The sequence below is a fragment of the Sutcliffiella horikoshii genome, from assembly GCF_008180725.1.
Taxonomy (GTDB): domain Bacteria; phylum Bacillota; class Bacilli; order Bacillales; family Bacillaceae_I; genus Sutcliffiella_A; species Sutcliffiella_A horikoshii_B.
This window is the reverse complement of record NZ_VTEV01000003.1, coordinates 583,688-595,355: the sequence shown is the minus strand read 5'-3', so window position 1 is coordinate 595,355 and position 11,668 is coordinate 583,688. Positions and strand designations below refer to the sequence as shown.

At 42.1% G+C, this 11,668-nt stretch carries 5 protein-coding genes, 22 tRNA genes and 2 rRNA genes; all 29 read left to right on the top strand.

What is annotated here, in order from left to right; genetic code table 11:
- Window positions 1–234: ribosomal RNA gene (locus FZC76_RS09865) — 23S ribosomal RNA — on the top strand; the annotation flags it as partial.
- A 126-nt stretch (window positions 235–360) separates the two neighbouring features.
- Window positions 361–477 (top strand): 5S ribosomal RNA (gene rrf, locus FZC76_RS09860).
- Between the two features lie 8 nt (window positions 478–485).
- Window positions 486–561: transfer RNA gene (locus tag FZC76_RS09855), tRNA-Val, on the top strand.
- Between the two features lie 38 nt (window positions 562–599).
- Window positions 600–675: transfer RNA gene (locus FZC76_RS09850), tRNA-Thr, on the top strand.
- Between the two features lie 3 nt (window positions 676–678).
- Window positions 679–754 (top strand) — tRNA-Lys (locus FZC76_RS09845).
- A gap of 8 nt (window positions 755–762) precedes the next feature.
- A tRNA-Leu gene (locus FZC76_RS09840) sits at window positions 763–843 on the top strand.
- A gap of 14 nt (window positions 844–857) precedes the next feature.
- Window positions 858–932, top strand: a tRNA-Gly gene (locus FZC76_RS09835).
- A gap of 14 nt (window positions 933–946) precedes the next feature.
- Window positions 947–1,035 (top strand) — tRNA-Leu (locus FZC76_RS09830).
- 37 nt (window positions 1,036–1,072) lie between these two features.
- Window positions 1,073–1,149 (top strand) — tRNA-Arg (locus FZC76_RS09825).
- 4 nt (window positions 1,150–1,153) lie between these two features.
- Window positions 1,154–1,230 (top strand) — tRNA-Pro (locus tag FZC76_RS09820).
- 21 nt (window positions 1,231–1,251) lie between these two features.
- Window positions 1,252–1,324: transfer RNA gene (locus FZC76_RS09815), tRNA-Ala, on the top strand.
- 34 nt (window positions 1,325–1,358) lie between these two features.
- A tRNA-Met gene (locus tag FZC76_RS09810) sits at window positions 1,359–1,435 on the top strand.
- A gap of 4 nt (window positions 1,436–1,439) precedes the next feature.
- Window positions 1,440–1,516: transfer RNA gene (locus FZC76_RS09805), tRNA-Ile, on the top strand.
- 15 nt (window positions 1,517–1,531) lie between these two features.
- Window positions 1,532–1,624, top strand: a tRNA-Ser gene (locus FZC76_RS09800).
- A 47-nt stretch (window positions 1,625–1,671) separates the two neighbouring features.
- Window positions 1,672–1,748 (top strand) — tRNA-Met (locus tag FZC76_RS09795).
- 3 nt (window positions 1,749–1,751) lie between these two features.
- Window positions 1,752–1,827 (top strand) — tRNA-Asp (locus FZC76_RS09790).
- Window positions 1,828–1,969: 142 nt separating this feature from the next.
- A tRNA-Phe gene (locus FZC76_RS09785) sits at window positions 1,970–2,042 on the top strand.
- A gap of 15 nt (window positions 2,043–2,057) precedes the next feature.
- Window positions 2,058–2,133: transfer RNA gene (locus tag FZC76_RS09780), tRNA-Thr, on the top strand.
- A 25-nt stretch (window positions 2,134–2,158) separates the two neighbouring features.
- Window positions 2,159–2,231: transfer RNA gene (locus FZC76_RS09775), tRNA-His, on the top strand.
- A gap of 7 nt (window positions 2,232–2,238) precedes the next feature.
- Window positions 2,239–2,312: transfer RNA gene (locus FZC76_RS09770), tRNA-Gly, on the top strand.
- A gap of 9 nt (window positions 2,313–2,321) precedes the next feature.
- Window positions 2,322–2,398, top strand: a tRNA-Ile gene (locus FZC76_RS09765).
- A 23-nt stretch (window positions 2,399–2,421) separates the two neighbouring features.
- A tRNA-Asn gene (locus FZC76_RS09760) sits at window positions 2,422–2,496 on the top strand.
- Window positions 2,497–2,501: 5 nt separating this feature from the next.
- Window positions 2,502–2,592: transfer RNA gene (locus FZC76_RS09755), tRNA-Ser, on the top strand.
- 8 nt (window positions 2,593–2,600) lie between these two features.
- Window positions 2,601–2,672, top strand: a tRNA-Glu gene (locus tag FZC76_RS09750).
- Between the two features lie 559 nt (window positions 2,673–3,231).
- Window positions 3,232–5,115, top strand: coding sequence for a 1,4-alpha-glucan branching enzyme (gene glgB / locus FZC76_RS09745; RefSeq protein WP_148988041.1), 1,884 nt, complete (start codon window positions 3,232–3,234; stop codon window positions 5,113–5,115).
- A 4-nt stretch (window positions 5,116–5,119) separates the two neighbouring features.
- The gene (locus FZC76_RS09740) at window positions 5,120–6,277 is read left to right on the top strand and encodes a glucose-1-phosphate adenylyltransferase (RefSeq protein WP_148988011.1); all 1,158 of its coding nucleotides are present in this window, start codon (window positions 5,120–5,122) and stop codon (window positions 6,275–6,277) included.
- Between the two features lie 36 nt (window positions 6,278–6,313).
- Entirely contained in the window at window positions 6,314–7,330 is a 1,017-nt protein-coding gene (locus FZC76_RS09735) for a GlgC family sugar phosphate nucleotidyltransferase (protein WP_148988010.1), read from the top strand.
- The gene (gene glgA, locus FZC76_RS09730; RefSeq protein WP_148988009.1) at window positions 7,327–8,778 is read left to right on the top strand and encodes a glycogen synthase GlgA; all 1,452 of its coding nucleotides are present in this window, start codon (window positions 7,327–7,329) and stop codon (window positions 8,776–8,778) included. The genes FZC76_RS09735 and glgA overlap by 4 nt, the downstream gene beginning before the upstream one ends.
- Window positions 8,768–11,173, top strand: coding sequence for a glycogen/starch/alpha-glucan phosphorylase (locus FZC76_RS09725; protein WP_148988008.1), 2,406 nt, complete (start codon window positions 8,768–8,770; stop codon window positions 11,171–11,173). Before glgA ends, FZC76_RS09725 begins: the two co-directional genes overlap by 11 nt.
- Window positions 11,174–11,668 lie beyond the last annotated feature (495 nt).

The window sequence follows — 11,668 nt, the reverse complement described above, 5'->3', positions numbered from 1 at the left end:
CCGGGATGGACGCACCGCTGGTGTACCAGTTGTCTTGCCAAAGGCATAGCTGGGTAGCTACGTGCGGACGGGATAAGTGCTGAAAGCATCTAAGCATGAAGCCCCCCTCAAGATGAGATTTCCTTTTACTTCGGTAAGTAAGATCCCTGAAAGATGATCAGGTAGATAGGTTCGAGGTGGAAGCATGGCGACATGTGGAGCTGACGAATACTAATCGATCGAGGACTTAACCCAAATAAGTATCGAAATAAGTGAACGATATGAATATCTTGATAGGAACACATTATCTAGTTTTGAAGGAACAAAGAAAGATGTAAAAACATCTTGATTTTCTTCCTCAATTTTGTATAATATAATTTGTCTGGTAATGATGGCGAAGAGGTCACACCCGTTCCCATACCGAACACGGAAGTTAAGCTCTTCAGCGCCGATGGTAGTTGGGGGATCTCCCCCTGTGAGAGTAGGACGTTGCCAGGCAGATACATGGAGGATTAGCTCAGCTGGGAGAGCACCTGCCTTACAAGCAGGGGGTCGGCGGTTCGATCCCGTCATCCTCCACCATAATTTTTTCACTTAGTGAAATTTATTTATAATCTTATGCCGGTGTAGCTCAGTTGGTAGAGCAACTGACTTGTAATCAGTAGGTCGTGGGTTCGACTCCTATCGCCGGCACCATATGTGCCATTAGCTCAGTCGGTAGAGCATCTGACTTTTAATCAGAGGGTCGAAGGTTCGAGTCCTTCATGGCACACCATTTATCTTGCGGGTGTGGCGGAATTGGCAGACGCGCTAGACTTAGGATCTAGTGTCTTTGACGTGGGGGTTCGAGTCCCTTCACCCGCATTGTAATTTTATTAGCGGAAGTAGTTCAGTGGTAGAACACCACCTTGCCAAGGTGGGGGTCGCGGGTTCGAATCCCGTCTTCCGCTCCAACAGACTTGCCCTTGCCGGGGTGGCGGAACTGGCAGACGCACAGGACTTAAAATCCTGCGGTAGGTGACTACCGTACCGGTTCGATTCCGGTCCTCGGCACCAGAGTTTTTTCCAGCAGTAAAATAATTTTCATTAATATGCGCCCGTAGCTCAATTGGATAGAGCGTTTGACTACGGATCAAAAGGTTAGGGGTTCGAGTCCTCTCGGGCGCGCCAATAACGGGGAGTAGCTCAGCTTGGTAGAGCACTTGGTTTGGGACCAAGGGGTCGCAGGTTCAAATCCTGTCTTCCCGACCATTAAATTCCTATTTTAAATTTGGGGCCTTAGCTCAGCTGGGAGAGCGCCTGCTTTGCACGCAGGAGGTCAGCGGTTCGATCCCGCTAGGCTCCACTTTATACTTTTTATGAAATACTTTATCTTTTTTGGCGGTGTAGCTCAGCTGGCTAGAGCGTACGGTTCATACCCGTGAGGTCGGGGGTTCGATCCCCTCCGCCGCTACCAAAAAGGACCTTTAGCTCAGCTGGTTAGAGCAGACGGCTCATAACCGTCCGGTCGTAGGTTCGAGTCCTACAAGGTCCACCAGTTCTTTCTATACGCGGAGGAATACCCAAGTCCGGCTGAAGGGATCGGTCTTGAAAACCGACAGGGGTGTCAAAGCCCGCGGGGGTTCGAATCCCTCTTCCTCCGCCATATTATTTTAGATGATATGGTGAGTATAGAGACTTATATTTTATTATCGCGGGGTGGAGCAGTCCGGTAGCTCGTCGGGCTCATAACCCGAAGGTCGCAGGTTCAAATCCTGTCCCCGCAACCAAATGGTCCCGTGGTGTAGCGGTTAACATGCCTGCCTGTCACGCAGGAGATCGCCGGTTCGATCCCGGTCGGGACCGCCATTTATGTTTGGCTCGGTAGCTCAGTTGGTAGAGCACGATCGAGTAAACTTCCCTGAATATACATCAGCGCACAAATTTTGGTTTTGAAATTTGGGTAATGGTGCGAAGAAAGCATTAAAATTATTACTATTATATATATTACGGCTCGGTAGCTCAGTTGGTAGAGCAATGGACTGAAAATCCATGTGTCGGCGGTTCGATTCCGTCCCGAGCCACTTTGATTTTTAAATGCCGGTGTAGCTCAGTTGGTAGAGCAACTGACTTGTAATCAGTAGGTCGTGGGTTCGACTCCTATCGCCGGCACCATCTTTACTAAATAAATATTGTTATGGCGGTTGTGGCGAAGTGGTTAACGCACCTGATTGTGGTTCAGGCATTCGTGGGTTCGATTCCCATCAGTCGCCCTTTTTAGCGGGTGTAGTTTAATGGTAAAACCTCAGCCTTCCAAGCTGATGTCGTGGGTTCGATTCCCATCACCCGCTCCATTTTTATGTGGGCCTATAGCTCAGCTGGTTAGAGCGCACGCCTGATAAGCGTGAGGTCGGTGGTTCGAGTCCACTTAGGCCCACCATTTTTTTGTATATACCGTTTTATTCCACCATAGCTCAGCGGTAGAGCATTCGGCTGTTAACCGAAGGGTCGTAGGTTCGAATCCTACTGGTGGAGCCATATCTGGGGAAGTACTCAAGTGGCTGAAGAGGCGCCCCTGCTAAGGGTGTAGGTCGTGTAAGCGGCGCGAGGGTTCAAATCCCTCCTTCTCCGCCAGAATATCTGGCCCGTTGGTCAAGCGGTTAAGACACCGCCCTTTCACGGCGGTAACACGGGTTCGAATCCCGTACGGGTCATCAAAAGTTGTGGTATTTTATAAATACTATGGCTTTTTTTTTTGTAAAATTCTGCTCAAAAGTGTGCCCCGTATTTCACCGTATTGCACTCGTATACAATATTCAATTTCTTCTTATTGAAGAAATAGTCTTCTACTTATTTGAAAACATTAACTCATACATTACCCTTTTTCCAAAGAAGCAAAACCCCATTTTGAAAAGTAAATTTATTATATTGAAATAATCTATTGATGTAAGCGTGTACATTTATGGGTTTATACTACATTTCACAAAAAAACTTTTCGACAAATATCAACATTCCTCCTCCTAATTTTTAGTTAAATCTTCTTTAATTGTAACCCCTTTCAAAAACATTGATATAACGCAATTTCAAGTATACCAACAATGAAAACGGTTTCCTTTAATTAACTATTTTTTACATAATAATATATAAAAATTTGTATTGTTGATTTATGTCATACGATTTCGACTTGTCGGATAAAGGAGAATATTATAAAAAAGAGAATAGAAGTGTATAACAATATTCTTTTTTATAAGGAATGATGGAAGGGTGAAAAAATTGATTGCTACGAGTGTGACGGATTTTCAGCTGCACCTTTTTCATGAGGGAACATTGTATAAAAGTTATGAGCTTTTTGGCTCTCATTTAGTATGGCATCGAAAGAAAGTGTTAGGGACTAGATTCACTGTGTGGGCACCTAACGCCAAGAAAGTACGAGTAATGGGGTCTTTTAATGAGTGGAATGGAGAGATGCATCCACTAGAAAAATTAAATAACGAAGGTGTTTGGAGCATTCAAATAGATGAAGACCTTTCCGGTCATTTATATAAATATGAGATTGTGACACAATCTGGTGAGATATTACATAAGGCTGATCCGTTTGCTTTCCATGCAGAGGTAAGACCTAATACAGCTTCCATTGTATATGACTTAGAAGGTTTTAAATGGAAGGATCAAAACTGGCGCAGGAAAAAGAAGCGAAAATTGGTTTATGAGAAACCGATGTTTATCTATGAACTGCACCTTGGTTCATGGAGGAAAAAGGATGATGGAGAACTTTACTCCTATAGAGAGCTGATAACGGAATTAATACCTTATATTAAGGAACATGATTTTACCCATATAGAATTGTTGCCTTTAGTAGAGCATCCATATGACCGCTCTTGGGGCTATCAAGGTACGGGCTATTATGCTGCAACAAGCAGATATGGAAACCCTAAAGAGTTAATGGCATTCATTGATGCATGCCACCAGGAGGATATAGGTGTGATATTGGACTGGGTACCGGGGCATTTTTGTAAGGATGCTCATGGGCTATACATGTTTGATGGGGCACCAGTCTTTGAATATGAAAACTATCATGATCGCGAGAATGAAGTATGGGGGACGGCAAATTTTGATTTAGGAAAGCCGGAGGTAAGGAGCTTCCTAATATCGAATGCACTGTACTGGATGGAAAACTTCCATGTTGACGGCTTTAGGGTGGATGCCGTGGCTAACATGCTTTATTGGCCAAATTCCAAGGAAGAGCATGCAAATCCTTATGCGCAGGAATTTTTGAGAAAGCTTAATGAGGCGGTATTTGAACAAGATTATAGTGCACTTATGATTGCAGAGGATTCAACTGATTGGCCATTAGTTACATCCCCAACTTCCAGTGGAGGACTTGGATTCAATTACAAATGGAACATGGGCTGGATGAACGACATATTGCGGTACATGGAGGCTGCTCCAGAGCAACGAAAACATCTACATGACAAAGTGACTTTCTCCATCGTGTATGCATTTTCCGAGAACTTCATTTTGCCTTTTTCCCATGATGAAGTGGTTCATGGCAAAAGATCTTTGTTAAACAAAATGCCTGGAGATTATGAAGAAAAGTTTGCGCAATTACGCTTGCTGTACGGATTTTTCTTGACTCACCCAGGAAAGAAGCTTCTCTACATGGGTGGGGAGTTTGGTCAATTTGATGAGTGGAAGGACCTTGAACAATTGGATTGGTTTTTAGTTAACCAGTATGAGTCCCATCAACAAATGCACCATTATTTTAAGGAACTGATGGCCCTTTATCAGCAGTATAAAGCATTGTACGAATTGGATCATGATCCAAATGGATTTGAATGGATTGATGCCGATAACCGAGAGCAAAGCGTCTTTTCTTTTATCCGAAAAGGGAAAAAACCTGCAGATACACTAATCGTAGTTTGTAATTTCACAGGAACTTCCTATGATGGATTCAAAATTGGTGTGCCTTATTTTACAGACTATGTAGAAGTTTTCAGTTCTGATGCGAAAGAGTACGGTGGAGCCGGCCTTATAAACGAGCAGGAAGTTAGTGCGGAAGAGGGAGCATATCATGGCAAGGACTATCATATGATGGTCAATGTTGCATCATTTGGCGTAAGTATATGGCGTCCGAAAAAAATTAGAGGGGAGAGATAACGCGATGGCGAAAAATAAATGTGTAGCAATGTTATTGGCAGGGGGAAAAGGGAGCAGACTCAGCTCCTTAACAAAGACGTTGGCAAAGCCGGCTGTTCCTTTTGGAGGGAAATATAGAATCATTGATTTTGCATTAAGTAATTGTACGAATTCAGGTATTACTACTGTTGGGGTATTGACGCAGTATCAACCTTTAGTACTTAATTCATATATCGGTATTGGTAGCACGTGGGATCTGGATCGTAAAAATGGAGGGGTGACAGTATTGCCTCCTTACACCGAATCTTCTGGTGTGAAGTGGTATACCGGGACAGCAAGTGCCATCTATCAAAATATCAATTATCTCACTCAATATGATCCTGAATATGTCCTTATCCTTTCTGGTGACCATATTTACAAAATGAATTATGAGGAAATGCTAGACTACCATATTAAAATGGATGCGGATGTATCGATTTCAGTGGTGGAAGTTCCTTGGGAAGAAGCAAGCAGGTTCGGAATTATGAATACAAACGATAAGCTTGAAGTGGTTGAGTTTGATGAAAAACCAGCGAACCCAAAGAGTAATCTAGCATCTATGGGAATCTATATTTTCAAGTGGTCTGTCTTAAAGGAATATCTTGAAATGGATGATAGAAACCCTGAGTCCAGCCATGACTTCGGTAAGGATGTCATTCCTTTGTTATTGGAGGAAAATAAAAAATTGGTTGCCTATCCTTTTAAGGGATATTGGAAGGATGTTGGAACAGTTAAGAGCTTGTGGGAAGCAAATATGGATTTATTAAAAGAGGATTGTGAACTGAATCTTTTTGAATATGACTGGCGTATCTATTCTGTTAATCCAAATCAACCGCCTCAGTTCATCGCACCATATGCAGATGTTAAGGATTCTCTTGTAAATGAGGGATGCTTCATTGAAGGGAAAATTGATCATTCCGTATTGTTCCAAGGTGTGAATGTAGGAAGAAACTCAGTGATCCAAAACTCAGTAATCATGCCAGATGCCATCATTGGTGAAAATGTCTATGTAAACAAGGCAATCATTCCTTCTGGGATAAAAATTCCGGATGGAGCTGTCATTTGCCCGGAGAAAAATGAAGATGAGATTATTTTAGTAACAGAGGAAATGATGGATAAAGGGATTTTCTCTATAACCCGTTAAATGACGCGAAATTAAACACAGAAAGGGTGTCCATTTATGAATAAATCAATGTTAGGTATCATCGATGCTACAATCCATAATGAAGAAATGAAGGAGTTAACTGTAAAACGTTCCATTGCAGCAGTTCCTTTTGGAGGACGATATAGACTGATTGATTTTGTACTCTCCAACATGGTCAATTCAGGAATCCAGAATGTTGCGATTTTCCCACGTTATCAGTACCGCTCTCTGATGGATCACCTTGGTTCGGGAAAACAGTGGGATTTGGACCGTAAACGAGATGGCTTGTTCTTTTTTCCAAGTCCTGAGAATGAAAACACAGGTTCGTTCCAACATTTCAAGGAAAATGTGGACTTTTTTGGTCGAAGCAATCAGAAATATGTCGTCATTGCAAACAGCTTTACGGTATCCAATATGAATTACAAATTGATTCTCGATCGCCATATCCAAAACAGATGCGATATTACCCATGTGGTAAAAGAAGATGAGACGTTGGATATGTATGTTCTAGAGAAGGACCTGCTTGTGAAATTGTTCATGAATCATGAGCAAACAGGGTATAGAAGTATCATGGATGTGGTAGAGGATATTACAAGCGGATATAAAATCTGCAACTATGAATATACCAGTTATGCAGCAGTAATTGATTCGTTGGAAAGTTATTATGAGCATAGCTTAGAACTATTGGATCCTGTTGTTTGGAAGCAGGTGTTCGTGAAGGATCAGCCTGTCTTCACAAAAGTTAAAGACGAGCCCCCAACAAGTTATTCTAAAGATGCTTATGTGAAAAATTCAATGATTGCAAACGGTGCAATCATTGAAGGGCATGTAGAGAACAGCATTATTTTCCGCGGAGTCAAGATTGGAAAAGGTACAGTAGTCAAAAACAGTATTGTCATGCAAAAAGGTATTATTGGAGAGAATTGTGTTTTAGATTCTGTCATCTTAGACAAAGATGTTAAGGTAGAAGACGGTATAAGATTAACAGGGAAAGCAGATTCCCCGTATTTAGTGAAAAAAGGATCGGTACAAGGAGCTCTGATGAATTCGTGAAAGTATTGTTTGTCGTTTCAGAATGTGTCCCGTTTGTAAAGTCAGGTGGCTTAGGCGATGTTGCGGGAGCATTGCCTAAGGAGTTAAAGAAACTTGGTACAGATGTACGCGTTATTTTGCCGAAATATGGGCAAATACCGCAAGTATTTAAAAACAAAATGAAAAGAGTCCAGACCACTTTTGTAGACGTGGGGTGGCGTCATCAATATTGTGGTGTAGAAAAATTAATACACGATAATGTAACCTATTATTTTATTGACAATGAATATTACTTTAACCGCGATTCCCTGTACGGTCACTTTGATGACGGGGAACGCTTTTCCTTTTTCTGTCGTGCCGTGCTGGAAAGTATGACTGCTATTGATTTTATACCGGATGTCATTCACTGCCATGACTGGCATACGGGAATGGTCAATTTTATCCTGGAGCGGGAATACAAACAGAATCCAAGGTTTGAGCATATTCAAAGTGTGTTTACTATCCACAACCTTCAATTCCAAGGTGTGTTCCCGCCGAGTATCCTGCATGATTTATTGCGTATTGATAGTAAGCACTTTAATGCTGATGAACTGGAGTTTTACGGTAATGTCAATTTCATGAAGGCAGCATTGGTTTCATCCGGGTATATTACAACGGTAAGTCCCACCTATAAAGATGAAATCCAGACGGCCTATTTTGGAGAAAAGCTGGATGGGGTTCTCCGTCATAGGAATGATTCGTTAGTAGGGATCATTAATGGAATTGACGATGATTTATATAGTCCTGAAACGAACGAATACATTAAAGCTAATTATTCCGTCAGTAAAATGGGGAATAAAAAGGTGAATAAAGCTGCCCTGCAAAAACTATGCGGATTACCTGTAAAAGAAGATACACCGATCATTGCTATGGTAAGCAGGTTGACCAAGCAAAAAGGATTGGACCTGGTTACATGCGTTTTACATGAAGTGTTAAATGAGGATGTACAGGTTGTCGTTCTAGGGACAGGTGAACCTCAATTTGAACATTACTTCCGAGAATTATCGTATCAATATCCTGAAAAAGTGAAGACATTTATTGGGTTTGATGAGCCGCTTGCCCATCAGATCTATGCAGGTGCGGATATGTTCTTGATGCCATCGAAGTTTGAACCATGTGGTTTAGGTCAACTTATAGCACTGCGCTACGGCACCATACCAATTGTGCGTGAAACCGGCGGACTGAATGATACAGTCCATTCTTATGATGAAACGACGTTGGAAGGAAACGGATTTTCTTTCACCAACTTTAATGCCCATGATATGCTTCATACCATCAGGCGTGCCATAAGCATGTATGAGCAGCCAGAAGTGTGGAACGGTATTATGAAAGAAGCGATGGAGCGTGATTATAGCTGGGCGAAATCGGCGTTTAAATACAATCAATTGTATTCAACACTAATGGCTAGGAGTGGAGTGCATGTTCTCTAATAAAGAGAAATTCAAGGCTGCTTTTTTAAAGAAATTGGAGAGTATGTACGGAAAGAGCTTTCAGGAATCAACCTCAAGAGATCATTATCATACACTCGGAAATATGGTAAGAGAATATATCAGCGCCAACTGGATAGCTACCAACGAGCGAAATAGAGCTGCCGATGAAAAACAAGTGTACTATCTTTCTATTGAATTTTTGTTGGGAAGATTATTGGGAAGTAATCTTTTAAATCTTGGAATCCAAGATGTCGTAGAAGAGGGCCTGAAAGAGCTTGGGCTAGACTTCTCTTCCATTGAGGAAATCGAAGCTGATGCTGGTCTAGGAAATGGTGGACTTGGCCGTCTTGCAGCCTGTTTCTTAGATTCTCTCGCGTCTTTAGACCTACCAGGTCATGGGTGTGGCATTCGCTATAAACATGGATTGTTTGACCAGAAATTTGTTGACGGTTATCAAGTAGAATTGCCTGAGCAATGGCTTAGACACGGAAACGTCTGGGAGGTAAGGAAGCCGGATCAGGCTGTCGAAATTAATTTTTGGGGTAAGGTAGAATCTTATACAGAAGATGGAATAGAGAAGTTCAGGCATGCAAAAGGAGAGGCAATCACAGCAGTTCCGTATGATATGCCGGTTGTCGGATATCAAACAGATACGGTCAACATGTTAAGGCTTTGGAGTGCTGAGCCCGCGCCTTTTCCGACGAACAAAGATATCATGCAATATAAAAGGGATACGGAAGCAGTTTCTGAATTTCTATATCCAGATGATACGCATGATGAAGGAAAAATTCTCCGTTTAAAGCAACAATATTTTCTTGTTGCAGCAAGCATAGGAAGCATCATCCGTTCTTATCGAAAGAAGAATGGTAGTCTAATAGATTTCCACAAAAGAGTGACCATCCACATCAATGATACCCATCCGGTGCTGGCCATTCCGGAATTGATGAGAATCCTTTTGGATGAGGAGGATATGAGCTGGGAACAAGCGTGGGAAATCACCTCTCATACAATCTCTTACACTAATCATACAACTCTTTCTGAAGCCTTAGAAAAATGGCCAATCAACATCTTTCAGCCATTGCTACCGCGTATATATATGATTGTAGAAGAAATCAATGAGCGCTTTTGTGCGGAGTTGTGGAAAAAGTATCCTGGACAATGGGGACGGATTGAAGAGATGGCAATCCTTGCGCATGGCTTAGTGAAGATGGCCCATTTAGCGGTAGTTGGTAGCTTCAGTGTTAATGGTGTGGCTAAGATACACACGGAAATATTAAAAAACCGTGAAATGCGCTTATTTTATGAGACTTTCCCTGATAAATTTAATAATAAAACAAATGGAATTACACACCGCAGATGGCTGTTGAAAGCAAATCCCCAATTAACTTCGCTTATTCAAGATACGATTGGTCATGGATGGATGAAAGACACCACGCAGCTTCGACAGCTTGATGTATATGCAAACGATTCCGCTTTCTTAGAAAAGCTCGATCAAGTGAAACGGGAACGAAAGCAAATTCTTGGGGAACGAATTAGAAAACAAACGGGAATCGTCATTGATTCATACAGTATCTTTGATGTACAAGTAAAAAGGTTACATGCTTACAAACGTCAGCTCTTAAACGTTTTTCACATTATGTATCTGTATAATCGCTTAAAAGAGGACAGTAGTTTTGATATACATCCTAGAACGTTTATTTTTGGAGCTAAAGCTTCCCCTGGCTATTATTATGCTAAAAGAGTAATCAAACTAATCAATTCTTTGGCGGACAAGGTGAATAATGATCCGGCAATTAATGGGCGATTAAAAGTTATCTTTCTAGAAAACTATCGTGTTTCTTTAGCAGAAGATATTTTTCCGGCAGCTGATGTCAGTGAACAAATCTCTACTGCGAGCAAGGAAGCTTCAGGTACAGGTAATATGAAATTTATGATGAACGGGGCTTTGACGATTGGCACGCTAGATGGTGCCAATATTGAGATTAAGGAAGAGGTCGGAGAAGAGAATATGTTCATTTTTGGCCTTACCGCAGAACAGGTCTTGAATTATTATCAAAATGGCGGATACCGATCAAGCGAGTATTACCATCATGATAAGAGGATACAGCAAGTTTTAGAGCAGCTTGTCAACGGATTTTTCCCGGATGTGGATGATCACTTTGAGCCTATTCATGACTCCTTGTTGATGCAGAATGATGAGTATTTTGTATTGAAGGATTTTGCGTCCTATATCGATGCACAGGAGCGGGTGGATGCAGCTTACCGTAACCGTAATCATTGGTTAACAATGAGCGCAAAGAACATCGCCCATTCCGGATTCTTCTCAAGCGACCGTACTATCAAACAATACGCAAACGAGATCTGGGGACTGGAACCAAGCTACAGCAAGCGATAATCGCAAGAGGAAAAGAAAAGGAAGTCTATTAACTGTTGATTTCCGTTCCAGGCGCTTCGCTTGCCTGCGGGCGGTCCGGGAGCCTCCTCACTTCGTTGCGGGGTCTCCCCTGTCCCTTCCTCCCGCGGGCGTCTGCGCGCCTTCCACTCCAATCAACAATGTGACTACATTCACTAAAGGATAACGAAAAGGCTTTTAAAATAGTTAACTGTAACCATTTCGTTCTCGTAATTTCTAGCTGTGGATTGGAGCAAATGGCGGAGGCTCAAGGTCGCCCCGTGGAAAGCGTAGACACAGCGGCGTTTTACTAATTGCCAAATATTATAAAAGGACCGAGCCTTTATTGGAGGCCACTGAAAAACTGATAACGTAAAGTTTTTATTGATTCCTAGCTGTTGATTGGAGCAAAAGGCGAAGACTCCTGAGGGAGATAAAGGTAGCTTGAGACCCCTCAAGCGTTGCGAGGAGGCTCAAGCACCTTCCCTAGGAAAGCGA